This window comes from Vreelandella arctica, assembly GCF_037070215.1.
GTDB classification, from domain to species: Bacteria; Pseudomonadota; Gammaproteobacteria; order Pseudomonadales; family Halomonadaceae; genus Vreelandella; species Vreelandella arctica.
This window is the reverse complement of record NZ_JBANSN010000031.1, coordinates 1-24,194: the sequence shown is the minus strand read 5'-3', so window position 1 is coordinate 24,194 and position 24,194 is coordinate 1. Positions and strand designations below refer to the sequence as shown.

Annotated in this window: 27 protein-coding genes and 1 pseudogene; 8 read left to right on the top strand and 20 right to left on the bottom strand. The window is 54.7% G+C overall.

Translation table 11 applies throughout. The features are described 5' to 3' along the window. Positions 1-7: 7 nt before the first annotated feature. Genes V8L70_RS19045 through V8L70_RS18990 form a run of 12 tightly spaced genes read right to left on the bottom strand, consistent with a single transcriptional unit; the run spans position 8 to position 9,277 of the window. Entirely contained in the window at positions 8-2,620 is a 2,613-nt protein-coding gene (locus tag V8L70_RS19045) for a TraG/VirB4 family ATPase (protein ID WP_101145386.1), read from the bottom strand. A gap of 1 nt (position 2,621) precedes the next feature. Next, positions 2,622-3,119: a TraV family lipoprotein gene (locus V8L70_RS19040; RefSeq protein WP_035557838.1), complete on the bottom strand. Its 498-nt coding sequence runs from the start codon at positions 3,117-3,119 to the stop codon at positions 2,622-2,624. Between the two features lie 4 nt (positions 3,120-3,123). Beyond that, on the bottom strand, positions 3,124-4,611 hold the full coding sequence (locus V8L70_RS19035; RefSeq protein ID WP_101145385.1) for a TraB/TrbI/VirB10 family type IV secretion system protein: 1,488 nt from the start codon (positions 4,609-4,611) through the stop codon (positions 3,124-3,126). Continuing rightward, positions 4,604-5,296: a TraK domain-containing protein gene (locus tag V8L70_RS19030; RefSeq protein ID WP_035557832.1), complete on the bottom strand. Its 693-nt coding sequence runs from the start codon at positions 5,294-5,296 to the stop codon at positions 4,604-4,606. The genes V8L70_RS19035 and V8L70_RS19030 overlap by 8 nt, the downstream gene beginning before the upstream one ends. Further along, positions 5,293-5,850 carry a TraE/TraK family type IV conjugative transfer system protein gene (locus V8L70_RS19025; RefSeq protein WP_035557829.1) on the bottom strand — a complete coding sequence of 186 codons (558 nt, stop codon included), beginning with the start codon at positions 5,848-5,850 and terminating at the stop codon, positions 5,293-5,295. Before V8L70_RS19025 ends, V8L70_RS19030 begins: the two co-directional genes overlap by 4 nt. Continuing rightward, positions 5,850-6,143, bottom strand: a complete 294-nt coding sequence (gene traL / locus V8L70_RS19020; RefSeq protein ID WP_008958346.1) for a type IV conjugative transfer system protein TraL — start codon at positions 6,141-6,143, stop codon at positions 5,850-5,852. The genes V8L70_RS19025 and traL overlap by 1 nt, the downstream gene beginning before the upstream one ends. Positions 6,144-6,160: 17 nt before the next feature. After that, positions 6,161-6,523, bottom strand: a complete 363-nt coding sequence (locus tag V8L70_RS19015) for a TrbC/VirB2 family protein (protein ID WP_035557825.1) — start codon at positions 6,521-6,523, stop codon at positions 6,161-6,163. After that, complete coding sequence (locus tag V8L70_RS19010; protein WP_045812323.1) at positions 6,520-6,933, bottom strand: lytic transglycosylase domain-containing protein; 414 nt, start codon at positions 6,931-6,933, stop codon at positions 6,520-6,522. The genes V8L70_RS19015 and V8L70_RS19010 overlap by 4 nt, the downstream gene beginning before the upstream one ends. Before the next feature lie 10 nt (positions 6,934-6,943). Beyond that, complete coding sequence (locus V8L70_RS19005; protein ID WP_035557823.1) at positions 6,944-7,723, bottom strand: hypothetical protein; 780 nt, start codon at positions 7,721-7,723, stop codon at positions 6,944-6,946. After that, on the bottom strand, positions 7,720-8,364 hold the full coding sequence (locus V8L70_RS19000) for an OmpA family protein (RefSeq protein ID WP_052703858.1): 645 nt from the start codon (positions 8,362-8,364) through the stop codon (positions 7,720-7,722). The genes V8L70_RS19005 and V8L70_RS19000 overlap by 4 nt, the downstream gene beginning before the upstream one ends. Next, complete coding sequence (locus tag V8L70_RS18995) at positions 8,364-8,972, bottom strand: thioredoxin domain-containing protein (protein ID WP_035557821.1); 609 nt, start codon at positions 8,970-8,972, stop codon at positions 8,364-8,366. Before V8L70_RS18995 ends, V8L70_RS19000 begins: the two co-directional genes overlap by 1 nt. Then, positions 8,969-9,277 carry a hypothetical protein gene (locus tag V8L70_RS18990; RefSeq protein WP_035557818.1) on the bottom strand — a complete coding sequence of 103 codons (309 nt, stop codon included), beginning with the start codon at positions 9,275-9,277 and terminating at the stop codon, positions 8,969-8,971. Before V8L70_RS18990 ends, V8L70_RS18995 begins: the two co-directional genes overlap by 4 nt. A gap of 588 nt (positions 9,278-9,865) precedes the next feature. On the opposite strand from V8L70_RS18990, the gene V8L70_RS18985 reads away from it, so the two are divergent. Then, on the top strand, positions 9,866-15,247 hold the full coding sequence (locus tag V8L70_RS18985) for an NACHT domain-containing protein (protein ID WP_101145383.1): 5,382 nt from the start codon (positions 9,866-9,868) through the stop codon (positions 15,245-15,247). A gap of 192 nt (positions 15,248-15,439) precedes the next feature. Beyond that, entirely contained in the window at positions 15,440-16,063 is a 624-nt protein-coding gene (locus V8L70_RS18980) for a hypothetical protein (protein WP_101145382.1), read from the top strand. Between the two features lie 117 nt (positions 16,064-16,180). Here V8L70_RS18980 and V8L70_RS18975 read toward each other — a convergent pair whose 3' ends face one another. From V8L70_RS18975 to V8L70_RS18955, 5 genes are all read right to left on the bottom strand, one after another. Beyond that, complete coding sequence (locus tag V8L70_RS18975; RefSeq protein ID WP_336270365.1) at positions 16,181-16,423, bottom strand: hypothetical protein; 243 nt, start codon at positions 16,421-16,423, stop codon at positions 16,181-16,183. Between the two features lie 183 nt (positions 16,424-16,606). Continuing rightward, a complete protein-coding gene (locus tag V8L70_RS18970; protein WP_101145381.1) occupies positions 16,607-16,975 on the bottom strand; it encodes a hypothetical protein in 369 nt (122 codons plus the stop codon). A gap of 7 nt (positions 16,976-16,982) precedes the next feature. Beyond that, the gene (locus V8L70_RS18965) at positions 16,983-17,465 is read right to left on the bottom strand and encodes a PH domain-containing protein (RefSeq protein WP_052703859.1); all 483 of its coding nucleotides are present in this window, start codon (positions 17,463-17,465) and stop codon (positions 16,983-16,985) included. 5 nt (positions 17,466-17,470) lie between these two features. Continuing rightward, a complete protein-coding gene (locus V8L70_RS18960) occupies positions 17,471-17,791 on the bottom strand; it encodes a hypothetical protein (RefSeq protein WP_035557806.1) in 321 nt (106 codons plus the stop codon). After that, positions 17,775-17,996, bottom strand: a complete 222-nt coding sequence (locus V8L70_RS18955) for a hypothetical protein (protein ID WP_035557803.1) — start codon at positions 17,994-17,996, stop codon at positions 17,775-17,777. Before V8L70_RS18955 ends, V8L70_RS18960 begins: the two co-directional genes overlap by 17 nt. Positions 17,997-18,255: 259 nt before the next feature. Here V8L70_RS18955 and V8L70_RS18950 point away from each other — a divergent pair, with 259 nt between their 5' ends. Beyond that, positions 18,256-18,756, top strand: coding sequence for a hypothetical protein (locus tag V8L70_RS18950; RefSeq protein ID WP_052703860.1), 501 nt, complete (start codon positions 18,256-18,258; stop codon positions 18,754-18,756). A 50-nt stretch (positions 18,757-18,806) separates the two neighbouring features. Next, positions 18,807-19,028, top strand: coding sequence for a hypothetical protein (locus V8L70_RS18945; RefSeq protein ID WP_101145380.1), 222 nt, complete (start codon positions 18,807-18,809; stop codon positions 19,026-19,028). Between the two features lie 125 nt (positions 19,029-19,153). Here the strand turns inward: V8L70_RS18945 and V8L70_RS18940 are convergent, their stop codons facing one another. Then, positions 19,154-19,423, bottom strand: coding sequence for a hypothetical protein (locus V8L70_RS18940; protein WP_157826458.1), 270 nt, complete (start codon positions 19,421-19,423; stop codon positions 19,154-19,156). A gap of 4 nt (positions 19,424-19,427) precedes the next feature. On the opposite strand from V8L70_RS18940, the pseudogene V8L70_RS22980 reads away from it, so the two are divergent. Beyond that, positions 19,428-19,769: pseudogene (locus V8L70_RS22980) on the top strand (transposase); the annotation flags it as partial. 97 nt (positions 19,770-19,866) lie between these two features. On the opposite strand, the gene V8L70_RS18930 reads toward V8L70_RS22980, so the two are convergent. Then, positions 19,867-20,331, bottom strand: coding sequence for an RES family NAD+ phosphorylase (locus V8L70_RS18930; RefSeq protein ID WP_101145378.1), 465 nt, complete (start codon positions 20,329-20,331; stop codon positions 19,867-19,869). Continuing rightward, positions 20,328-20,780: an Xre family toxin-antitoxin system antitoxin gene (locus V8L70_RS18925; RefSeq protein WP_101145377.1), complete on the bottom strand. Its 453-nt coding sequence runs from the start codon at positions 20,778-20,780 to the stop codon at positions 20,328-20,330. Before V8L70_RS18925 ends, V8L70_RS18930 begins: the two co-directional genes overlap by 4 nt. Positions 20,781-21,003: 223 nt before the next feature. Between V8L70_RS18925 and V8L70_RS18920 the strand changes: the two genes are divergently transcribed. The 3 genes from V8L70_RS18920 to V8L70_RS18910 form a co-directional block, all read left to right on the top strand. Continuing rightward, complete coding sequence (locus V8L70_RS18920) at positions 21,004-21,531, top strand: hypothetical protein (protein ID WP_101145376.1); 528 nt, start codon at positions 21,004-21,006, stop codon at positions 21,529-21,531. A gap of 161 nt (positions 21,532-21,692) precedes the next feature. After that, entirely contained in the window at positions 21,693-23,189 is a 1,497-nt protein-coding gene (locus V8L70_RS18915; protein WP_157826457.1) for a hypothetical protein, read from the top strand. A 602-nt stretch (positions 23,190-23,791) separates the two neighbouring features. Continuing rightward, positions 23,792-24,194: transposase (locus tag V8L70_RS18910; protein WP_336270361.1), on the top strand; the 403-nt coding region annotated here is incomplete at its 3' end.

Below are 24,194 nucleotides of genomic sequence, written 5' to 3'. Positions count from 1 at the left end.
GCCAATCCTACCCTTGCCCCTCGGCCAGCATGCGGATGGCCTCCTGCGTGTTGTAGCCCGCTGAAGTGAGCTTCATCAGGCGTGCCTGGTCCTTGGGATTGGTCGAATATAGGAAGTAGGAGTAAGGATCGACCACAAAGCGGAAAAGGCCACCCCCGCTCTCGTGCTTGACGAAGACCTCCGAATAGCCGGCACCGGGCTTCACACCGCGCAGCATATCGAATAGGAATTCGTCTTCGCCGCCCAGCTTTCCGTTTTTCTGTGCGTAGTCGAGCGAGGGACCCGACTGCTTGAGCACAAACGTCCAAGGTGCATTGTCGAAGGCAGCCTGAGCGGCCGGCGACAGGTCGGTATCCTTGAAGCCCTGTGTAATGAAACCGGCACTGCCGTAATACTTACGGATGCGCCGGAAGGCGGTTTCGATAAACTTCCCGCTTTTCGGGTCCGCGAGTAGATCCCATGCCTCATCGATCAGCATCATTTTCGGGATGTTGCGTGGGCGCAGATACATGTCCCGCGTCGTCCGAGCCATCAGGAGTGTCATGACCACATTCCGAAGCTCACGATCGACGTTTAGCTCTTCCAGCTCGAGTATGGTGAACTCATTGGAAAGATCCAGCTGGGGCTCACCGTTGAACCATGCGGCATGCCGACCTACGGCATACGGCTCCAACTGCAACGCAATACTCTTGGCCACCGGATCACTGTCTGCCCGGGACTCAAGCCACTGATAGACATGCTTGGTTTCCATGACCTCGCCATGTTTATCGTGCGCCTCAAGGATGCCTTTTTCGATCAACTGGTATTCGTAGTTGTCGGGCTCACCTAGGGGGAACGCCATCTGAGATATGGCATCCTTCAGCACCGGGATCATTTCTGCGATCTCGCTGCCACCTTCATCATCGTCGTAACGCTGCTTGCCTTTGATACCCCAGAATGGGTTAAGTGAGACCGGATGGTTAGGATCAAACCTCAGTTCCTGACCGCCCAGCAGTTCACACAGCTCCTTATAAGAGCCGCCCACGTCAATGATACGGACCACGCCATCACGACAGCGCATGTCGGTAACGAATTCGTTGGCAAGGAATGACTTACCCGCACCCGAGGTCGCGATCACCGAAAAATTGTATGAGGTGGCCGAATCAAAAATGTCGATACACGACATTTGACCGCGGCGAGAAACCAGCAACAGTCCGTTTGCGTAGAGGTAAGGGTTCCCCTGTGGGTCTTTGCGTACTACTGGCCCGTTACCGCCCCAATCGCCCTGGCAGATTGAGGCGCAAGCGCCGTTTAGGCTGGACACCATCTGTGCCCGCTGAAGGCCTGATGTAGGCTTGTCCATGCGTGGGTTGTAGCCCCATGGCAAAGACGACAACCAGATAGGCAGCGAGATATAGCGTTCACGCGAGGCTCTGAAGCCTGCTTTCCGCCACAACGAGGAAACATAGTCCGCGTCCGAAGCTGCTCGCTCGGGTTCGGTGATGATATTGATCCCCGACCACATGCGTACCGGGCAGTAGTTTGAGCGAGTATCGTTGAGCAGCTGCTGGGTATCTCTACGCCGCGTGAAGAGGTGCGGCATCATCCCCTTGTACCACTCGGAATCACTCATGCATTGCTTTGAGATCATGCCCATACGCATGGTGATGTCATCGCGTGCCTTTTCAGTGTTCGGCTTGTAGATGGTTGTGTACATCCAGTAGGCCGGCGCGATGCGATCGGTTGCCGACTTCAACTCCCCAAGCATATCGCCGGTCATGTAGAGGCGCAGGTAGTCCGGGTAGGTGTCGATGGTCAGGGGTACGAGATCCACCTCCCGCTCATTGTCGCTGAACTGGACCGCACCCGAGGACTTCACGCGAATACGTGTACGCTTATCGAAGATGGAATCAGCGAAGTGGCCACCTTCCTCCTCAACCCGCTGAAGCTCACCCGGCACCATTTGCGGGTTGGCGATACGGCGCAGGACACGTCGCGTACCCAATTCGTTCATAAGGGCTGGCGCAAGGCCCATCGAACTGAACGTCCCCATCACCGACTGCCGAAATTCGTCGCACATGTGCCGCCATGAACGAATCTCTTCAGCATGCTCTGGGTCACCGCCAAAGGTCATGGTGAAAAAGGCGAAGTAATGCACCTCCCGGGGATATAGACGCTCATTCGGTAGGAGGCTTTTGTTCCCGGCCGCGGCGTCAAGCATGTGCTTGCTACGGCGCTCTACCAGCTCTTGGAGCATAGGGTCTTTGCAGTAACGTAACCGCCGTGCCTGCCAGGTATTTATCCGGTCCTCAATGGCCGGCGAACTATGGGCGACGAACTGGATAACCGTGTCCGCTGGCGCTCGCGTAATCAGCGACTCGATTTGCTCCTCGATGTCCTTGCCAGCCACCATCAATGGCGCAAACTGGACGCCGAAGCCAAGCTGAGGATGTTTACCATCATCCCGGACACAGTAGTTATCTTCATAGTCGATGTAGGGGAGCAGGCTCGCGGGATCATCCCGCTCAGTCAGCGCCTCGGCTGCCTGGAGGGGGAGGGCGCGATCGCCATAATCGGGAGCGCCCTGCTGGATCATGCGGCGCACTTGGTGCCGCATACGAGTCATCGCGGTTATCTTCATATCAATTCTCCGGGACGATCTGCATTTGCGGCTGAATGCGATAAGGATTCACGCTGGCGTCTTGCCCTCTCGGCGCGATGTGTTGAACACCCGGAGAAGGTCCGATCATGCCTGCCCCAATGCCATCGTCACGCAGCTGGCCATAACTCCAGTCATCAGGCAGAGTCACATACAGGTATTCGCCCGATCGTAGAATGCCGTCATCACCGCGCCATGGCGCCACCCAGATACGCACCGGTTTACCTGGCTGGTAGACAGGCATATCGGTTAGGCCTCCCCCGCTATAGGGTCGCCATTGCTCGATCTTTTCTTCTTCAGCTTCTGAGCCATCCTTACGGCCCTCCATCACTGTTTCAGAGGAACCACTATTTGCCACCGCAGCTTCATAAACATCGCCGGTACCGACACACTCGCTTCCCAGCTCACAATCATGCTGGACAGTGGCACACCCACCGAGGAACAGCAGGGCGGTCAAGGGGATCATCAACTTTAAGCTCATCGTATTAGCCCTCGCTCGGCATCTTGTCGGCCAGCTCGTAGGCTTCCCACTCGAGCTTCTGGCCTTCCTGGATTACAACAGTGCCACGGCGCCCTGATGGAACCTCGATCACCGGGAACATGGATTCAGCCTCTTCGATGTAACGCTCTGCCAGTATCTCCATCGCGCGGCCTGCACCGCCGTACATGCCAACCTCGGCGACACTGTTCGGGTCGATGGTGGTGACAACGCCGCTGCCTGTGACAGCCGATTCAGCACCTTGAGCTGCTGTTGCAGCAATGCTGCTGGCGCCTTCTGCGAAGCCAGCAAGCATGGCCTTACCCAGCAGGGCGCCAGCACGTCGCTCAACTTTGCCGCGAAGCCCCAGACGGCCATCCGAGTCCACGATGTAGCCATTGATTGGAGACTCAAGCATCATTCCAGTCCGTGTATCGACACAGGAAATACGAGAGACGTTGATATGCGCTCGCTCGCTCGACAAATCACCGTAGCCACCGCCCATACCAAAGCAGTCAGCGAGGCGATACCGCGCACTGCCAGGTAGGAATGCATCGTTTTGAATGCGGAATAGCACCGGCTGAGGGTTGTTGCGGGTACGCTCGGCAGCGCCAAAGTCAGCGCCAGTCAACATTGCCACCTCAGAGAACGACCCCATAGGGAGGAACCCAGCTTTAGGTGGCCCCAGATCCTCTTCTTCGTCATCCTGCTGAGCCGCTTCATTACGTAAGATGCGAGCGCTGGACTCACCACTTGAGCCATTGAGTACGATCGGGTCAGCCGGTCCTTCTTCCTTCTGGAGCTGTGGAAACTGTGAAGGAATGACGCCGCCCTGTGTCGACGATTGTTGCCTCGGGGGTAAACCGGCACGGCCAGAGTCACCATCTCGACGCGCTACCGGGGGCGGAGGTACCGCGCTAGCGTCGTCGCCTCGGGGGGGGCGAAGATAGTCAGACGGGGCACGGTTGGCGTCGGTGCTTCTGTTTGAAGATGTGCCAATGCGAACCTCACTGGTGCCATCATCTCCGCTAGAAATATCGGCTAGTCGTGTGCGCAGCGACTCCATGGTTTCCCGCGTTTGCTCGCGTTCGGATTCCATGCCAGCCTGCATTTCTTCGAGCTGCGCCTGAAGTCGTGCATCCCTCTGCTCTTGACTCTCGCGCTGGTCTGCCAATTCTTCATGAGCCTCCCTTAACTGTTGTTGAAGTCGGGAAATAGTGACTTCCTCCCCATGCCGTGTATCCGGCGTGGTGTCCATAAATTCCGGGGGAGGGGGCGCTTTATTGCTACTGTTGTCTCGTGCGCTAATAGCGTTACTTGCCACAAGCCAGATGACTAGGCAGGCCCCACCACCATATAGAAGCCACTTTCTTCCCTGCGCTCGCTCCAACAGGCTCTGAGAGACTACCTTGGACTTAGCTCGGGCCTTGGCCACCCTAGAAGGCTTGTCCTGGCCCGATTCATTCGGCTGCTGGTTGTTCTGATCTTCAGCCACGGTCAACCTCCACGACGATCATTCGGGGCTGATCGCGCTCACTTACCGTGTCCCCTTCCAAGGAAACAGCAACGACGCCATCGCGGTAGAAGTCACGAGGCTCGACTTCAAGGGAGGTATCAGAAGACAGCCGGTAAATATTCACGACATGGCCGGAACCACGGTACTGGGTTTCCGCTGTGAGCTTGAGCGTGCCGCCATTAGGCATTTCAAGTCGGGCACTAGGCGGGGCGCCAGCCGGCTCAAACCCGCTAGGGCGAGCCCCCTGGAAAGCGGACAGGATAGTGTCAGCAATCCAACGATCCTTGGGCCGGCTTTCCCTTTCGGGCTCTGCGGATAGGTCAGGGGCGTTTCGATACCGGAACACCTGGGCATCGATGCCGCTTTCCGGCGCTAGCTTCACCGTGAAGGCCTCGCCGCTTCGCAGCTGGATGAAGATAGAGAACGGGTCGGCTTCGTCTGCAGGACGGATGAGGAGACCACGTTTGCCATCAGTCGGCACAGGGTTGTCACGCAACTCGGCCTCGGGGGGGATAACAATCGTAGAGTACGGCTCTGGGAATACCAGCCGGTTATAAGCATCGGTGGACACAACCACCTTCTGGACATCATCGCTGGCGCTGACAAAGGTGGCGACGGCAAGCGCCGCCACCATGACCAGCCCCTGCATCTTAGGCTTTTTCATTCGTCCTCCAAAGAGAAACCAGCGACATACGGAACGCCACCGCTGAAGGAATAGCGGACACGGTAAGCAATCGGTTCGTCTTCGATCTGTTCGGTGCCATGCCAAGCCCGCAAGCGCCCATAAACTCGCACTGTGCCGTCTAGGACTTGGGTCCCTTCAATGAACAAGGCCTGGGTACGCTCAGATTTCTCCAGGTCTGGAATCCGTGCTTGTAGATCATTGCCGACCTTGGCATAGAGGGCCGGCGTCATCCGGTTCTGGAACCGAGCGTATTGGCTTCTCACGTTCCTTGGGGTCCAAGAGCTGTGCAGCTGGGCATCCGCCATGGCTATCTCAGTGAGGTAGCTCGCATCGGTATAACCAGCGCTGGCGCCCACCTCGACCGGCCCATCCACGACGTGCAGGTTGTAGGGAACCAGCCGGGTTGGCATATTGGCGCTGAGCTGGACATAGCTCTGCAAGACATAGATCAGCAACCCAGTCAGGAGCAGGGTGCAGAACATCCAGCCCCTGGCAGCGACCCACTGATTTCGCAATGCATTGAGGTATTTCATCAGCGAATGTACTCCAATCGCATTGGCCTAGGTGCGTATTTGCCAAGCAGCGGGTCTAACTTGAGCCCCATCCGCCACAAGACATGCTGCACTTGTCCCCGCTTCTGGCCGGCACGCATCTTCTTAGCCATCATCATGAGAAAGATCCCCGCAAATAGGCCTGGGATAAAAAACCGCATGATGATGCCCACGCCGATCACCATGATGGCGACAACCACCTCGGTCATCTCCCAGGCGAAGATGGGGATAGGGGCATCAACATCCTGCGGTATCCGATAGGACTCGTTAGACATGACCCGCGACTCCTAACTCAGGTGCCTGAGAACCAGCTGAAGATTTCCTTGATCATGAAGGGGCCGACCGCAAAGGCACCGGCGATCCCTAGACCCAGGAACGCAGGGGCAGCAGATTGACGTCCAAGGCCCACCAGGCAACCGATGATCAGCGCCAGAATGGAAATGCCGATACCGAAGGGCCCATGCGCCAGCTCTTCAACCTTGTCAGCGAAGTCTTCAAAGTCTTCCTGTGCCCATGCTGGCATCGCCAGGAAAGCGGTAGTAGCAACCAACAGTGAGCGCTCTGCTGCTCGCTTCTTGTTCATGCGGAGGCATTCGACTAGATGAGCGAGCTTGCCCTGCTTGGTTGTGGCCTGGGTATCTACGGAAGTAGTCATTGGTACTGATCTCCTAATGTCGCGAGGACTTCGTTTGCGTATTGCTGGCCTGCCGGACTATTCGGCGACCCAGCGTTGTAAGCGGCCAATGCCGCCTCCCACTCGCCGTAGCGCGTGATGTTGTCGTAGAGAATCCACGTCCCTACAGCGAAATTCGTACACTCATTTTCCAACAACTCACGCTCGGTAATTCCCCATTGCTGGAGGTAATTCCGGTTGGTTTCCTGGTCGAGCCACCATGTATTGACTTGCATAGCGCCTAGGTCGTAAGTGCCATTCTTGTTCGGACCTATGCGACCCACTAATTGCCCTCGGCTGCCGCTCTCTTGAAGACGCACTGCCGCGACAATCTCGATGGGTACTTGGTAGTAATCAGCGATTTCAGGGACACAATCAGGTAGGGCAATCATTGACCACCTCCTAGCGCTGTTCTTCAGCCACTGCCGCGGATTCCCCAGCGCCAGCTTCGTCGTTGGTTTCTTCTGGGGTGTTCTGCGCTTCAGGCTTGGCCACATCAAACGGCGTCATCATCCGCTCAGCGACCATGGCAGTGGGGCTGACACGATCCATCACCAGCCCGACCTCCAGACTTTCCTCGAAGCCGCCTTCTGCTCCTGGTTTGGGGATCTTTCGCAATAGGCCGGTAACTCGTCCCTCAACATGAAGGGCGGTGCCGGCCTCGTACTCGACAAGTCGATCGACAACGCGCCCAAAAGCAGCCATGGACACCACGCCGGTATGCTGAAAGGAGCGCCCCAGGTCCGGTCGGTCAGGGCCGATCTGCAGGTACGCTGTGGAGGGTGGTCCCTCCTTCTCGGGAGTTTTCACCCCCCTCAGCAAGCCAATCGCAATGAAACGATTGAAAAGATGTTTTTCGATGTTGCCCTCGATCATCGGGGCAGCCGGCTGGATGTTGTTGGCCACCAACTCGGCACTCAGGTGCTGCTCACCCGTGTGGTGTGCACGGCGCACAATGCCGCCAACATGGCCGAAAATTTCAATGTAAGAATCAACATCCAGCTTGGCTGCGCGATCAGATAGATGATTCGGAATTCGGACAATGATCTGATTTACAGATTGGATTAGGGCTTCTGTGCTTCGCTTGTTCTTACCAACCTTGAGCACCATCAGGCCAGAACGACCGCGCTCCTTTGGCGTCTCTTTTCGTAGAATCTGGGCGTGGGCGATAAAGACGTTCATTGGTCTGCCTCCAGGTAAAAAATCTCGGCGCGACGGTTTGCCGCCCGCGCTTCATCAGTCGTGCCGTCAACCAACTTGGGATAGATGCCATGCCCTTCCGTCAGGAACCGGGCCTTTGGCCAAGCCAAATGGAGCTGTCCCGCGATCGCATCAGCGCGGCGCTGTGAGAGTGAAATGTTGTAGGACTCAGGGCCGATATGGTCGGTGTACCCAACAATGAGCACACGGCCAGCCAGGTCTTCTCCTTCCAGGAAGGAAGCCATTTCACGCTGAGAGGTAGGCGTCAGCGTTGTTGAGTCGAACTCGAAATGGAAGCGCGCCAGAGGCACAGACTCCATGGCGTCCTTGTAGTCATCCGGCATTGAGGCATGGCGCTGCTGCCAATAGGCCTCGTCGTAAACGGTGCCGCCGTAAGCGTAGCGATCAAGCCCCTGGCCAGCCCCGTAGTACCAGTTGGTGGTACGGGTCGCGTTGACCCCTTGAAGCGTATAGGCAGGGATCACCACATGCCGACTGGTCATCGTGTTATACGAATCAGGTAGCGTTGACGTGCGTGCGTGCTCCAGAGCCGGAGGATGTGCTGCACAGCCAGCAAGAACAGCTGTCAGCGAGACAGCAAGCACAGGGTTTCGCAGTGTCATCAAAGGTTCTCCAGGTACTTGATTACCGCCTCGGCCCTCTCGGCAACGTCTCCCGACAGGCTCAATAGCTTCACTTCAGAACGAGACACAGCGACAAAGGCAGGGTACTCACGAAGACCTGCCCGACCAGCAAGCCTCGCTGCTCGCTCAATCGCCTCGACAGAGCTGGGATCGCTGATATGGTCGTCCGCAAACTCGTTCCACCGAACTTGGGGAACATGCAATTGGAGGTGCGCCAGCACATCGTCATAGTCCTTGAGGGGAACCCCGGTTTCGCCAGCCGTGAGAAAGGCTTTCCGAACGTCATTGGCAACCCCTGGAATAGAGCGAGATGCGTAAAAGGCGCGTTCACGCCATGCGCGTTCAAGGCCGGTATGGGAAGGCAGGGGAGCGTAGCGGTACTCCAGGCCCGCCGCTTCGACGGCTGCCTGAATAGAAGAGTGGTGTTTGTCCATGGCCTGGCAGTGCGGGCAATCGAAGCTGGCAAACTCAACCAGCGCCAGAGGCTGATCATTTCCGGCATGAGCGCCAGCAGCGAGCCCCAAGGTGGCCACGGTGACACCGAGAATTCTACGGATGGGGTGTAGCAGGCGGGTAGGGGAAATCATTGGTCGCTCTCCCCCGACTGATCACTAGATTCGTTACCTTGGTGGCTTTCGATCCAGGCGTCTTCGTGCAGCAAGCGCCACACGGTAAAGCGACAAGCATAGTCAGCTGATTCAAACGCCTCATGCACCGATTCCTGTTGCTTAGGAAAGGTTAGCTGCGTCAGTGAAGTTGCCACATTGCCAAACCAAAGAACGGGCTGACAGGTTCGCTCAATTCGAGCTTCTGAATCGGTCGCCAGGACAATCCATGCGACCCAAACTAATATGGCCACGCCAATAAGCGTGCTGCCTCGCATCGCCATCATCTCAATTCCGCCTCCCAGCGGTGCTCTCTCATAGGTGCCCTTAATGGGCCTCGCAGGTAGATAGGGCAGCCACTGACACTTAACCGGGGGAAGTAGAGATTTTTTTGCGCGAGTCGCTTTGCTGTCGCATGCCAAGGCTTAGAGGGAGATGAAAACGACTATCGAGGGAGGCTTAGAACAGGGAGAGCTGGGTTTCTTTAGATCGAGGAGAGGGGGAGGCGCCGCTTTGCTCATTGTCGGCTTTTAAATACTCTCCAGAGGCATCATCAGCGCCAGCGAGCCACGCCATATCCTCAGGCGACCAAGGCCGATAAGGAGAGGGCTAATAGCTGCCCAGCGATTTGTGTAATTCATGAGACATGGCGGTAAGCCTATTTAATAGATGTGCTAGGCTGGATATAAAAAGGATAATGAGGCACACAATGTCGTCGACTTAGGGTTTGGACAAAATTATTGGAAACGCAGTTAGCGTTAACGAATCATAGCGATCTTTCTCAAGAAAATGTTACGGCAGCTATGAAGAGATAGTGGTTATCTTAAGTGTAAATAACTTCCAAACACGCAACCTGACAAGTGCTTCAAATACAAATGACACAATCACCAGAACTCGCCGGCGGCGAGGGATTCACCTTTGAGGGCGACGCGGCTGCATACTATCTAACTGCGCTGCTAGCTGAGGGATATGCACCCGGCATCGATGATCGTACCGTTGTCCGCGTGTCGGTTCAGCAGCGCGATTTTGGTGAACCGCTCGATGATGTGATCGTCGATTTTGAAGACGCCGCAAAGAACCCTTCTCGCCTTAGTCTCCAGATAAAGCGTTCACTCACGATCAGTAAGGCGGAAACGAACTCCGACTTTCGTGACATCATTCGCGACAGTTGGGCTACTCTTACGAAGCCTGATTTCCGCATTAATATCGACCGCTACGGGGCAGCGGTTGGTACCGTGGCCACCGCCAAGGAACGAGCGCTCAAAACTCTTTGCGATTGGGCCCGTGAAAGCCTGACGACTAACCATTTCGCCGCTCGATTCGAGGCAGAGGGCAACGCCAGCGCCGACACCATAATGGTCAAGAATGACGTCGTAGGCCTGCTGAATGAGGCGAAGGGAATACCAAGCACGAGTGAAGAAGTACATCGGTTCCTAGCCCATTTCGTGCTCATTCAGTTCGACCTCCTTCGCGAAGGCGCCACTGATCCTCCTGATGCCATTAATCGCATTCGAGAGTGCCTCGCCCCCGATGATTCATCCAAGGCCCCACTTGTCTGGTCGCGGATCGTTCAGCTAGCTCGCGCATCAGCAGGGAAAGCAGGTCAATTTGATCGCGCGCGGCTTTTGCGTTCGATCTCCCTTGTTGCACGCCTTCGAGGTGGAGTCTCCTTTAGCCTAGACCTCGATAAGTTGACGGAGCTCGCAGAGAGCTACGCTAACTTCATCCCCGACGATATTGGCGGAACGAAACTTGACCGAACCTCGCTCCTAGGAGAGCTGGACGCCAAGCTCACCACAGCACGTGTAGTCCAGATCCGAGGCCTGCCAGGAAGTGGCAAATCAGTTTTAGTGAGGCGAGCGGTACAACGTTCGTTAGAACGTGGACCGACCCTCTTCCTCAAAGCCGAGCAGCTCGAAGGAACCAGTTGGATCAGCTACGCATCGTCTCAAGGTCTCTCCGGCGCTCCCCTGGAGCAACTCCTCGTGGAGATCGGGGCCGCCGGCACTCCCATGCTCTTCATCGATGCGATTGATCGCGTTGAGAAGAAACATCAGCCCATCATCCTCGACGTTATCCGCGCCATCGTAGAGTCGCCGCTACTCGATAATTGGCGGGTCATTGTTTCGCTGCGCGACACAGGAATTGAAGTGCTTCGCAATTGGTTAGGCCACTTTCTAGATGCCCTGAAGGTCGAGACGCTTGGCGTTGGACAACTGAGCGATGAAGAGGCGGAGACACTTGAAAAAGCTAAACCACACCTGAGGCCACTTCTTTTTGGTTCACACCAAGTGCAGGAGATTGTCCGGCGCCCCTTTTTTGCGAAAGTGCTGGATCAGAGTTACTCGGCCGATCCCAGTGCTCAGACATTCGCCCCTCAATCTGAAGTCGATCTGATCGAGAATTGGTGGCGACGGGGCGGCTACAATGAGACCGGTCAAAATGCGGTTGAACGCCAGCGAGAGCTGCTCGATTTAGCTTCTCTTCGTGCCCGCAAACTTAGTCAGCCGATTCGCCTTAGTCAGCTAACCTCGGTCGCACACATCCATGACCTACGATCTGACGGTATACTTCAAAATGTTCGCGAAGGAATTTCAGTTCGCTTTGCTCACGATATCTTCTTTGAATGGGCCTTCTTCCATGTCCTGGCCGATCGTGGGGCTCAATGGATGGAAGTGGTTAGGGCATGTGGAGAACCGCCGGCGGTGGCAAGGGTCGTCGAACTTCTCTCTCAATGGGAGTACGCGCAGGTAGAAGACTGGACGGCATACCTCGCCCAAACCGAAGGTTCAGAACTCAGATCGCAATGGCTGCGCGCTTGGCTGGTCGGCCCACTAGGAACTTCGAAGTTCGAATCTGATGAGAGCCAGTTCGCTACGGCTGTCTTTGCCAACGACTTTCGCCTGTTCAGGAAGGCTCTCGTCTGGTTTCAAGCAGAGAAGACTTCCCCCAATGCGAATATTCTCGCTGGTGAACTCCCACAGGAGAAACGCCAACGGTTTGCTGATCTTCTTGGGTGGCCGTCCGATTTTAGTGCGTGGCGTCGCCTCATCGACTTTATCCTCCGGCGTATTCCAGACATACCGCAGAGACTCTATCCGGAGATCGTGGCTATCTTCGAAGTTTGGCAGAACGCCTTAGCCGATCTTCGCAACCCAACTTCCCGCGCTATTCTACAACAATGCGCGACCTGGCTCTCTGCCATCGACGCAATCAGTACTGCCGATGGGCCGGACGAGAACTCTGCTTACTGGGGAGAGGTGCCTGGCTTGGGAGCTCTCAGCAAATCCCTGAGCCAGCTTCTCTTAAGATCGTCGAGAGTAGAGCCAAACTTTGCGGCTGGCTACTTGCAGCGGGTCACCGATTCAGAGCGCATTCGTGATGATGCGTTTCATGACATCATCACCTTCTCACCCGTCCTTGCCCAATCGCTGCCTCAGTCGCTTGTCGATCTTTCCCTCGCTTTTCTGCAGGAGGAGCTTCCAGCTGACCAGGTCGTCAGAGAAGAACAGAAACTTCAAGCCGTGTCCGTGTGGCGAAAAAGAATCTCGGCTAAGCCGGCAGCCGAGCGCACTCCTCAAGAACAACGGGCGCTTTCCACGGCACCTTTTCTACACACCATCGGTGACTTCAACCGCCACGACTGGAACAGACTATCGATCCACGATGATTACCGATGCTTTTCACCCGCTTCGCCACTTCGAGAGCCCTTTCACTCACTTTTCCAATCATCGCCTAATGAGGCACTGCGGCTACTCCGGGAACTCTGCAATCATGCGATGAATGCTTGGCGACAACTGCATCGATATTCTCATGACCGTGATGGCACCCCCATACCGCTAGATCTCACCTTTCCCTGGGGATCCCAAAGGTTCTGGGGCACCGACCGTGAGTATCTTTGGTTTCGTTCGACGTGGGCGCCGAATGCCATCGGTTGTGGTTTTTTTGCGCTTGAGGAATGGTGCTTCGCCGAGCTTGCGCGCGGCCGACCTGTTGACGAGCTGATACAGCAATGCGTCGAGGGTAACGAGTGCATTGCCGTCCTGGGCATTGCGGTAATCATCGCGCTACACACCGAAACCGTGTCCGAAGCAACGTTGCCGCTCATCACCTCTCAGCGCCTGTTGGCGGCAGACCATGACAGATGGACACAAGACCTTTCACCGCTTGCTAGCCTAATCGGTTTTACGTCTCGTACCGACAAGCCTCACGCTGAGGCGATTCGAGCAGCAAATAACCGGCAGATTCGCAAGACAGAGCTTAAATGGATGGTGCCAAGATTTGTCTTTTCGACAGGCCCTATCCGCGACCGGTCCCGTGAAGCAATCCTTAATTTCAAAAACGATCTCCCATTTCAGTACGAGGAGCACCGCAATAATCAGAGGGCAAGGGAGCATCTTACAGTGCAGGCCCTCGAATTTGCCGAGCTGGCGAACCCGGAAAATTATCAGGCCTACCGTACCAAAGACAATTCAGAGCAGATTTCGATTGTCCATGTGAGTCCTTCTGCCGCTAAGCCTGAAAAAGTCGCTAGGGCCGAAGAAGCTTCTAGGTGGCTAAAGCAAACGGGCCTTTGGACGTGGGCGTCCAAGTCCTTCGAAGAGAAGGCACTGAACAATACCTACGATATTGAGGATGCCATTGCACTAGCCAAGGAAGCAGACGCTAACGGCTTATACGAGCACTCAAACAACGAGAACGACGAAGAACTTTTAAATATGCGTCGCGGTGCGGTCGCCGCTACCGCTGCTATCGCGCTCAACTTTCGGGAAGAATGCACTCAAGAAGATCTTGAGTGGGCTCGTGAGGTCCTCAGGCGTGCTATCCAGTTACCAGAAGATAATCGGATGCGGTCACCTAGCTCCATCATACCCTGGCACCATGCGATATATGTGGCACGCGGCCTCGCAGCGGACATCCGCGAAGCTTCAGTAACAAAAGGCTCAGCACGGGACCTCATCTGGCTGATTACGCATCCACTGGAAGTCGTTTGGTTGGCCGCCCTAGAAGAAGCCTGCACGCTTTGTTTCAAAGACCCCAAGCTGACTTGGAGCACACTGGTACTGGCATTATCGCGCTGCCACGTTTCACCACGATCATACGATCATCACCTTCAACATAATGAAGCCTTCCACTCATCAAACGAAGTGCAATCGGCGGTCGACACGGTGATAGCATTCTATGAGAACGGAAGCGAATGGCCCTCCCTTCCGCTACCACCTCCAGCATGGGTGAAAGTTGACCACAATAAGGGGCAGCGTTGGCATCAAGCCTACGAAGATTATGATGCAGATGATGCATTTGATGCGAATGAGATGTGGGGAGAGCCAGATGTCATTTGGCATTCAGAACAAGCTGCAAAAATACTTGAGCTAATCCCCTTCGAGGAGATACTGAGAAGTAAGGCGAAAAGGGATCTACTCGACTTCCTAGCTGGCTTACTCGAATGGACCAATCAGAAGAATGCGCCGCCTTGGGTAAGGCCCGGACGTCGAAATCGCTCAGCCACTCGAATTTTTGAATGGACCCACAGCTTGGGGTCGAGCCTTGGCCGGGTAGCCGGGCTTCTCCCTCTTGGCGATTTTCAGAAGCTCTTCCTCGATCCGATTCTGGCGCTGGAGGGAGACAATTGCTGGGCTCTCCTTTCTCCATTCGCGAGCACCTACATCTGCTCCTACGTATACGATGCGCCGGTTATTCCAGCTGATTCAATCGCCATACTCGATCTCTGTCTTGAACGACTTCTTCAGGACTCTGCTTTCAATCGCGACGCCTATCGAAGTGGAGAATTTTCAGGCTTCGATCAACCCAAGCTAGTTAATACATTGATGTTTGTCTCAATTGAACACGCGGACTTGGCCGCCCGGTACGTTAATGGCGACTGGTCCGAAATCAGCTGTATCCTGCCTCTAATTGATCGTTTCGTTCGCGCTGGCGGATGGACGGCTTCCGTAATGGACCCTTACTTGACGCTCTGTGAACGAGCTAGGGTCAATTACCCAGCCGAAGACTTCGCGAACCAAGTTCTCGCGATTATCGGCAACGGGCCTGACCATCTAAAGGGTTGGCATGGAACTTTCCTCCCTGCGCGCATCGCAGAACTGGTGCAGCACTTTGCACATCGTGATGCGCCAATGACGCAGAACCTGGCTCAGAAGTTCCTGAGGATCCTCGACATACTGGTCGACATGGGCGACAGGCGAAGTGCAGCACTTCAGCTTGGTGAAGCGTTTCGCGAGATTAGCAGATCTAGTTAGAACAGGGCCTGCAGAGACATTTGAACTATCAATATGAGCAGTACGCAGCGGAAACGAAGCGGTTCGAAAAACATCCCTATCATGACTTGAACCGCATTTTTATGGCGCATGGAATGCTATCGTTAACCGCATCTAGTAAACAGGGTGATGGGAAATAGGTAGCGCCAAACGTAAACACCCTCGGAATCGAACATGAAAGAGTTGGGATGGAAATACGATAACCCGTTCATGCCTGACTTGAAAACGGCTGATGATGCGCGGGAATTTATTAAAGCAGGTGGGCTCGGAGCAATCGAAGCTCGCATTGAGAGAGCATTTGCCGTTAGATTTAGTGATTTGAAAGAGAAGATTTTGCGTCTATCTGATCACGAAATTGACGATGTATTAGTGGCAAATGCTCTCCTAACGTCGATTCTGGTAGATACTCGGGCGCTATTTCTGGAATCAGATCGACATAAGAGAAATGCGACGTTACAGAATGTTTACCGTGCCCGACGCATGGATGAACGCGCCAGAGCTGTTGATGCAGTATTTGATGAGAAAGTACTTGATGGCATGTCCTTGAGAACTGTAATTAAATCGTGGGTTGATCAACGCATTGTTCACATGGATTACCTCTGGGATGACAATGAAGTAATACTTTTTCAGCGTATGGAAACAATAATTTTCGGTGGACGAGTGAATAACCTACTTTTGGTGTTATTAAATCTTATTGCTGAATACGAAGAAGTGGTTTCAATGTTTGGCGAAAATGCCCAAGAACAACTTTTTCGAGTAATGAGAGCGATAACAGGGGATGTAGAAGAGGATAATTGACAAATTTCATTCAGTGAAACTTGTAACCGTTCACGAAAACCTGCCTTGGAAGCTGGTAATTATCCGGAACCGTTTTAGCTACCATACACCATTTTTTTGAAAGGGCGTTCTCTGTTTTCAGTGCCCGTATTTAGAGATAAAGGAGGGGGTTGGGGCAGCGGGTAGATAGCCGAGTAGATTGATGATCGCAGACTGGAGCAGGCGATCCATCAGCACAAATTCTTTAGGCTTGCGCTTGGGAGGGGTACGGGACTCGGAAGGAATTGCAGTCGGGTGCAAATGCGCCAGCACTTGGCTAAGGCGAAAGGCGATTTCGGGATGTATCCCAAAATGCGCCGAGTCTTTTTTAAAGATCTTCATAGTCGAGGTGAGATTGCCCAAGGACAAGCTGCTGGAGCTGGATGAATGGCTAGAGTGTCAAGAGCGCCTCTGAGGACGGGGAACCATAGAAGGCTAAGGAGGGGATACTGACAGGGGAAGCGGGCTGGCAAGCCAACCCGCTGCGTCACATCCTGGATGAAGGGGCTATTGAGGCCAAGCAAATCACAAAGAGGGGCGGCGCTCGCCTGCTTCGGGCGGTGCATACTGGCTAAGGGTAGCCTCCAACTGCTCGGGTATCTCAAGGCAAGAACGAAGCTCGCATTGAGCATGGATCAGTAGCGCCAACTTGGGTGTCCACTCAGGAAGCCCGAGATGGCCGACATACCCCTCAGCGACAGGGCCAGCCAGAAACTCAGCCGCAGAGAACTGGTGCTTGAGGTTGTTGCTCTTTAGGTCATCAATTGCTTTCAAAAATACTTGCGTGAGTAACTGGCGGTGGGGCAGCAGCTCCTGCGACTGATGGCAATCGGTCGACACAATGCTCTGGCCTGGGATAAGCACATCAGCAAGTGCGGAAATTTGTGAGTCCATGATCTAACTACTCCTGCCCAGTGCCAGCCGCAAGGCTTTGAAAGTGACTGTTGATTGAAGCCATGACCTTCAACGGGTTGGCCACGCGATCAAATCGAGCTTCGCTTGTGCCAGTGCCTGCCGCAGACATTTTCACCGTCCCATATCCTAGCAATCGACCCAAGATCGTCTGGTTCACTTCGGTCGAACGAATGTGATGAATAAATAGGGGTGTAACACGCCTGGCAATAATGCCGTGCCGCTCTATCACGCGATCGGGGCCTATGACGTACTCGTGAGCAAGGCGCTGATAGGCGATGTTCAGCAGCCCCCAGGCGGCCAACCCCATCCCTGCCCAGGAAAGGATGTTCGTCAGAGTCTCTGGAGCGTTTGCCCCAGCGAGGGTAAAGGGGGCATGAGGAGCAAAGTGCAATGCTGCCCCCAAGGGTACGAGCAACCAGTGTCCCAGCAGGGCGCGGTGACTGACTCGGAAGGTGGTCTTGCTTATCATGGGTTTCATCTCCCGGCTGCTGCCACCTCCGCTTCTTTCAGTCGGTGGCTCAATTGTGATTCTGCCGTTTCAACGTGGAAAAGCTCGATGCTGTCATCCGGCCAGCGGATCAGGACGAACCCATCTCGAAGCAGGTGGGTTAGAGGGGTAGGGCCAGAGATGACAGGTAACGAAGGGCCTTCGAGTGTGTGGAGTTCCCACCGACTGGCTGAGCGGTCATGAAAAAGAGCTGCGTTGTCAGCGCCACCTGGCCAATCCAGGTCACAGTCGCGTTCAAGACGCCTAACAAGCTGTCTCGCCTGGCGGGAATTACGCGGCCCGCTCATAGGCAACCTCCAGCCCACACACTTTCTTTACAGCACACTCAATTTCTTGGCGCACCCGGTCCATCGTCAGTAACCGCGCCCCCTCCTCATCAATGATCAGCGTCAGTGTTTCGTTGGTTTCGCGCAGGGCCGCCCTATCTACGACAAGTCGTGAGAGTAGGGAAAGCTCGTCGTGCGCGTTCGCAATAAGAGCACCTGAATCCATAATACCAACCTTAATTATACTAGACGACATTTTTTAACTATGAATATGAGACAATTTTTACGGATTCCCCGCCATTACTAATTGCCATTATTACTGATTTACGGCGCTGCGTTTGCGATGGTTCGGGATTGTGTAGAGAATACTTTGTCTGGAAATGCTTCGCAGAGTTTTAAATATAAAACGTCGTATGGTATAAATTATATATCTATAAGTAGCTTTGCCTGAAACCATCAAAACAACGGATTAAAAGGGGATCAAAATGACTATCAAGCGTACTCTCATGGGTCTGGCTGCCACATCAATGCTGCTGTTGGCTGCTGGTTGTGCTGCCCCGCAAGGGTCTGGCATGTTGCAGAACTCAGCCGTCAGCGCGATCACTGATGTGCTAGGAAGTCGCAACAACAATAGCGTCAGCGCAGCAGGAGCAGACTCGGCCAGTCACATGCAGGGCGTTCAGGGTTTGGTTAATGGCGGAAAAGCAGGTATGAGCGGTGCCGCCTACGGTGCTGTTGGCGCTGGCGCGCTAGGTCTGGCTGACAAGGGGATGCGAAGCGCTTTCACCGCATTGCAGGGCGAATCCGAAGTCGGGTTCGAGGACGTTGCCAACATGAAACAGAACATCGTCAAGAGCGATACTTATGTCGATGGTGAAGGCCGTACTTGCATTGATTACCACATCACTGTCACTGGTGGCCCCGAGGACAATGATCAGAATGTCACGACTTGCCAGAATGCCGGTGGCGACTGGGAACGAATCTGATTCGATCAGCGGCCACTCTATTAGTGGCCGCTCAGCTTTTGGAGGGCAAAATGGCTGACGATAATCTCAATACATCGCGGTTCGATAAGTCTGCTTTGGACATGACGAGACTGGAAGCCTTTACGATGACCGCCATGCACGCCATTCTGCTTGGTGAGGGAGGGGGTAAATTAAGCCCCGAGGAAGTCGGCGAGAGCGCGGCAGCCTTTGCCGAAGCATCGCTCTCCGCGGCCTCTGAAACGCTCGATGACCACGACACGAAACCGAGTTAACCCCATGCAAGACTGCAAGTACGCGATCGGGCAGCAACCTTAACGGTTTGCTGCTCGATTTCGTTGGAGGCAGGTTTAATTTTTTCGCATGCGAAACAGAGCAATGCCTACTAGGTCATTGACTATCAAGTTGATGCAATCACCTGAGCCGGAAATAGGTCACCGCGCAACTTGAAGCGCCCTACCATTGAGGCCAATCGTTCGGCGTGCTCGCTGAGCTGATCGGTCGACATGGTGGACAGCTCGGCTAGAGATGCGTTCTGCTTTGTCATGCGATCCAGCTCCGCCACGGCGATATTCACCTGGCCGATGCCGTCGCTCTGCTCGCCAGCGGCATGACTGATCTCGCTTAGCATGCCAGCGACGCGTTGTACGCCCGCCATCAATTCATTCAAGTAATCTACTGTTCATGAGTTCCTGGGGCCGATCATCAATTGCGACTCGATTTTATGTTCGGTTGGGCATAGCTGGTATAAAATCTTCTCTGCTAACCATGGTATTGCTCACCATCGTTTGATCACGCTCGATAATCAGCGCGTGATCGGCAAGGAATATCACATTCAGAACGTCAACAGCTATATGAGCCGCTTAAAGGGATGGATGGGGCGCTTTCATGGAGTGGGAACGGTGTACTTACCCAACTATTTGGCATGGCGACGTTTGTTTGAAACCGCAGAGCCAACGGAGGAGATGTGGCTACGTATAGCGATTGGCTCAAACCAACAAAAGATACCAACATAGCCATATAATCCAGAATTCAGAGATTCGGCAGGTCTGCTGCAAGCTAGGCAGAAGGAGGGGGTCTCAAACCGTCCCTGTCCAAGGGCGGGGAAAGGCGCTACAAGCGCTTATCCGGGGTGAACGAGACTTCCCTGGCACTGTCAGCCAATGCCTGGAAATAGGAGTGACTGGGGTTGATCAGGTAGTTCGTTTCTCGAGGCACCACGACACTTGGGACCACTAGCGCGAGGCTCGATTGGCTCTCAAGCCAGCTGTCGCCGATCTCCGCGGTCGAGGCGGGCGCCGGCTCCTCCATCCAGTCTTCCGGCAGACTATCGGCAGGCAGGCGCATCAGAGCATTTTCCGGGATAGTCACCTCCAACAGCGCATAGTGTGTCAGCAACCGATAGTCATCAAGATGAACCATCACCTCAAGCATAGCCAGTGATTCAGCACTGGCGAGGTACACACAGGCCTTCCCCTTGCTATTCCATCGACCGCCGTACAAGCGGGCTCCCTCCCCATCGAAGGCCGTCTGGAGCCACTTCCGCTTTACGAGGCGGTAACCACGAACCGTACTCACGCGAAAACGCCGTGCTCAAGCCGTCCGATCAGATCCAGCACAGCTTCAGCGCCAGCAGTCGTCGCCACCATTTCCACCGGTCGCCGACCACCGAGACCGCGCACCGGATTGAGGAGCCAGCGCCTCGCCCGCTGTTGATCTCCTTCAAAGAGATCAACAGCGCTCTTGTAGACCTCGGCAAAGCGGTACAGCCGATCGCCTTCGTCTTGCTTGAAGCGCCCAGCCGTGGCTCTTCGCTGCAATGTCGCTGGCTTGATAACGACATAACGCGCCAGCTCCTTGCTTTCCAGGCCAGACGCCACAGCAAGTTCCGTGTAGACCTTGTACGGGACGCCTTTTTCCAAAGCCTCATGCAGTTGTGCCCCACGCGCTGGAAGACCCAGGGCCTTCCAAAAGTCGTCTTTCTTGGGCTTAGGCTTCGGCCGATACTCTTCGATGGCAGCTTCCATGGCCCCTCCTCCACTCATTTGATATAACAACAGTGTATCAGAAGATCGAAAGACTGTCACTGCGGTTGCAACTCCAGGCAAATCTAGGCGCGGGCACCTATAGCGCCTCTGCGCTACAGCTTGCCCAAGGGCTGCCTTCCGCGAGTATCGCAACATTGCTTATCGCGTAAGCAAGGCCCCAACAGAGAGTGGTAAAGTAGACCGAAAGAACAGGAGAGGTTGCATGCCCACGTCCACCGATCATAACCAAGTGTTTGAAAATAGCGTACTTCAAGCGGCTAAAGAGCTATTGGAGACAAAGCTCGCGACCCTGCCTTGGCATCAGTTCGAACTTGAGTACCATTCGCCTACAGGCAGAGCGAGATTGCAGGTCCGTTGTCAGCAAGAAGCCGATTCTCCTGTCAGAACCTTGGTCCTCTCTGTCACCTTCTTGCACGACTCCGAAGAGCTTCAGCTTAGTAACATAATGATGCCGCTCGCCCTACGTTGGGAGCGGCTTGGCAAGCGCACTATTAAGGCCATCTTCGAGGTTGCTCATCCAGCCGGCTACGATCTCTTCCTCATAGATACGGTCCCGTCCTTCCATGATCGACTTCTGAAGCGGAACGCTCGAGCTGTGACCGATGACATTGTGATGATCACACCGGAAACTGACCTCGTGAGTGACATTGGCAGTCCAAAGCCCAATTCTAGCGAAGTGCGCGGCTATTCAATCTTCGACGTTCTCGATGAACTAGATGCGGACGCCTAGCTTAAGATCGATTGATGGCGAGCTAAAACTGACAACTTAGCAGCTCACCACTATCGAGCAGGGCGGTTTGCTTCCGACTGTAATTCACGCCGCCTAGTCCCTTTACCAGGGTAGAGCTATCGAGCACGCTCCCACAGCACGGCCTCTCTTGTGGCAATTACATGAAAAACAGCGCAAAAATCCCTTACGGCATACGCAATAACAGGTTGGTGCATATCAGCCAGCTCACAAGGGCCGAACGCGGCGGCCGTTGCGGCTGTGTCTGTCCTGAATGCAGAACACCGCTTGAAGCGAGAATGGGGGATATTGTTCGTCACTATTTCGCACATGCCAGAGGGACCCGTCCATGCGCTGGGGGCACTGAAACAGGAATACATCTAGCCGCAAAGCAGTTGATTGCAGACCGAAAGGAAATACCCATTCCTCTGCTTCAGGCGGTACTTGAGGCGAAGGATAGCCTTGGCTACAAGCACACCGAATCTAAGGTCATTTTCCCCGGCCACGATCGGCAGCCGGTGGATGACACAAAACTTGAGTTCAGCCTGGGGGACATCCGCCCTGACCTTATCGTGAGCTTGGGTCAGATAGAAATCCTAGTCGAGGTGGCCGTAACCCATTTCATCGACGCGGAAAAGCAGCAGCGGCTTGAGTCCCGTGGCCAGCGCTGCATCGAAATCGACCTGGGGGACATACCACGGAACCTAACACCAGCCGATCTCGAAGAGCATGTATTTAACTATCAACGGGCCTACTGGATCGTAAATCCCAAGATCGAAGCGGAGCAGGAAAAGCTACGCCCAAGACTCCAGCAGCAGATCGAGAAGGCCAACAAACGAATAGCACAGGCGAATATCGCAAGGGAACAAGAGGAGCAGCGTCAACGTGAACAACATGCCCGGATGGAAGCTTATTTTAAAGCTCAGGAACAGAAACACGCTGAATTAAAACGCCAACGGGAGGAGGAGCAGCGCCGGGCGAAAGAAAAAGCGACCGAGCAGGCCGAAATCCGACGACGCGAAGCCGAGGTTGCACGTCAACTCGAAGCTAAAGCCGAGCGGCATCGGCAACAGAAAACTTGGGAGCAAGAGCGTCAGCAACTCGATCTTCATGAGATGCGCCATCTCGCCATGGAACTTTTCGCGTCCTGTCAGCGTATTCATGCCAGGTCTGGCAAGGTGGCTGCATCAACACGGTTCTGCTTACCGATGGCCCGGCACAACCTCGAACGAGATATTCACAAAATGGACCTGGAAGCCATTCCTACCGCGGTTGAAACACGCACAGAATATGACTGGATGTTCGGGGTGCCGTCTCGTGAGTGGAAACTCGTGGCCTTGCTAGGCGTCGTCTATACCCGTGAGAACATCCATAGCCGCTATTGGATCTCAATCCAAGCCATTGAGCGCTGCCTCAGGGAGTTCGGATATCAGCCAGTTGTCGCTCTTCAGCGTGCAGATCAGTTGCTGAATACTGCTCGTTACTACCAGGTTCTCTCAGATGATCCTGCATTAATGACACTGGAACTGCTTCCAAGGCCCCTGGACGCGATTGCAGAATTCGTTGGCGAATTGAGCAACTTCAATATGATTCATCTGCTAGCTGCCAAGCTAGATGAACTTGCGTTCATACCCAAGCCTGCTAACAGCTGGCGCTCATGACATCAGCACCAACTCAAGCAGAGAGTAGCTGATTTTGCCTTGGCCTAGGCGTCCGCGAAGACTTTGAGTAGGGTGCCACCAGAATTAGCCTTGTCCACCAGCGCATCCTTGACCAGCCAATACTCGGTTAACACTTGCTAAATGAGCCGTATGTAGGCGAGGAAATGGTTCACCACCAGCTCAATGATCTGTTGACGAGCTTCCGATTCGGCCATACTTGAGGTGACGCTTGCTTGCGCTGGATACACCAGTTATCCCTAGCAACACAGCTCAATGCGATTGACTCGGAGGGAGGAGACATGTGTAGTCGATATGAGGCGCCTGACGCCGATCAGCTGTTGCATGACTTTAAAGTTACGCCAGAACAAGAGATGCAAAGCGAACTCTGGCCAGGGTATTCCGGCCCGTTTCTCCGTCCGCCACAATCGAGCGACCCCCATGACGAGGCAGCTCCCCCGTTAGAGGCACTGGTTGGAATATTTGGCCTACTGCCGTTTTGGGCTAAGGACACTAAGCTGGCGAGGAGAACTTATAACCCCAGCTTATTCATGAGGCCGACCTGAAAACGAAGATGGCGAGTGGTTTTCTCTTGTAGAATCAGGATGTTCCTGCCAGAACACGATTCAAGAGGACCACTCGCCATGGGTGAAACCCTAACGACCTGGTCGCCCTCGTGCAACGGCTCTGTCCGTGTTGAGCTGAGCGGCCAGCGCACCACTAGCGACAGCGGCGCCCTGCTGCTGCGTGAAGCCCTCGACAACAGCGGCGTGATCGAGGCGCTGGAAGACAATCTGGTCGACTTCCGCAACCCGCTACGCATCCGCCACTCGCTGGCCAGCCAGCTGCGTACCCTGGTGCTGCAACGGGCGATGGGCTGGATCGATCTCAGCGATACCGACACGCTGCGCCGTGATCCGCTCTGGCAGCTGGCCTGCAGCGATGCGCGCGGGACAACGCCCCTGGCCCAGGACCGGCCCTCTCAAGCCACGCTGTCGCGGCTGCTGA

Coding starts and splice junctions, on each gene's coding strand:
- V8L70_RS19030 (WP_035557832.1), bottom strand. CDS start 5,296: ATGAAAAAGCCTAAGATGCAGGGGCTGGTCATGGTGGCGGCGCTTGCC.
- V8L70_RS18925 (WP_101145377.1), bottom strand. CDS start 20,780: ATGGAAGCTGCCATCGAAGAGTATCGGCCGAAGCCTAAGCCCAAGAAA.
- traL (WP_008958346.1), bottom strand. CDS start 6,143: ATGTCTAACGAGTCCTATCGGATACCGCAGGATGTTGATGCCCCTATC.
- V8L70_RS18980 (WP_101145382.1), top strand. CDS start 15,440: ATGAAAGAGTTGGGATGGAAATACGATAACCCGTTCATGCCTGACTTG.
- V8L70_RS19010 (WP_045812323.1), bottom strand. CDS start 6,933: ATGATTGCCCTACCTGATTGTGTCCCTGAAATCGCTGATTACTACCAA.
- V8L70_RS18950 (WP_052703860.1), top strand. CDS start 18,256: ATGACTATCAAGCGTACTCTCATGGGTCTGGCTGCCACATCAATGCTG.
- V8L70_RS18985 (WP_101145383.1), top strand. CDS start 9,866: ATGACACAATCACCAGAACTCGCCGGCGGCGAGGGATTCACCTTTGAG.
- V8L70_RS18960 (WP_035557806.1), bottom strand. CDS start 17,791: ATGAGCGGGCCGCGTAATTCCCGCCAGGCGAGACAGCTTGTTAGGCGT.
- V8L70_RS18975 (WP_336270365.1), bottom strand. CDS start 16,423: ATGAAGATCTTTAAAAAAGACTCGGCGCATTTTGGGATACATCCCGAA.
- V8L70_RS18920 (WP_101145376.1), top strand. CDS start 21,004: ATGCCCACGTCCACCGATCATAACCAAGTGTTTGAAAATAGCGTACTT.
- V8L70_RS19025 (WP_035557829.1), bottom strand. CDS start 5,850: ATGAAATACCTCAATGCATTGCGAAATCAGTGGGTCGCTGCCAGGGGC.
- V8L70_RS19045 (WP_101145386.1), bottom strand. CDS start 2,620: ATGAAGATAACCGCGATGACTCGTATGCGGCACCAAGTGCGCCGCATG.
- V8L70_RS18955 (WP_035557803.1), bottom strand. CDS start 17,996: ATGGATTCAGGTGCTCTTATTGCGAACGCGCACGACGAGCTTTCCCTA.
- V8L70_RS19005 (WP_035557823.1), bottom strand. CDS start 7,723: ATGAACGTCTTTATCGCCCACGCCCAGATTCTACGAAAAGAGACGCCA.
- V8L70_RS18945 (WP_101145380.1), top strand. CDS start 18,807: ATGGCTGACGATAATCTCAATACATCGCGGTTCGATAAGTCTGCTTTG.
- V8L70_RS19040 (WP_035557838.1), bottom strand. CDS start 3,119: ATGAGCTTAAAGTTGATGATCCCCTTGACCGCCCTGCTGTTCCTCGGT.
- V8L70_RS18965 (WP_052703859.1), bottom strand. CDS start 17,465: ATGATAAGCAAGACCACCTTCCGAGTCAGTCACCGCGCCCTGCTGGGA.
- V8L70_RS18970 (WP_101145381.1), bottom strand. CDS start 16,975: ATGGACTCACAAATTTCCGCACTTGCTGATGTGCTTATCCCAGGCCAG.
- V8L70_RS18990 (WP_035557818.1), bottom strand. CDS start 9,277: ATGATGGCGATGCGAGGCAGCACGCTTATTGGCGTGGCCATATTAGTT.
- V8L70_RS18995 (WP_035557821.1), bottom strand. CDS start 8,972: ATGATTTCCCCTACCCGCCTGCTACACCCCATCCGTAGAATTCTCGGT.
- V8L70_RS18915 (WP_157826457.1), top strand. CDS start 21,693: ATGAAAAACAGCGCAAAAATCCCTTACGGCATACGCAATAACAGGTTG.
- V8L70_RS19000 (WP_052703858.1), bottom strand. CDS start 8,364: ATGACACTGCGAAACCCTGTGCTTGCTGTCTCGCTGACAGCTGTTCTT.
- V8L70_RS19015 (WP_035557825.1), bottom strand. CDS start 6,523: ATGACTACTTCCGTAGATACCCAGGCCACAACCAAGCAGGGCAAGCTC.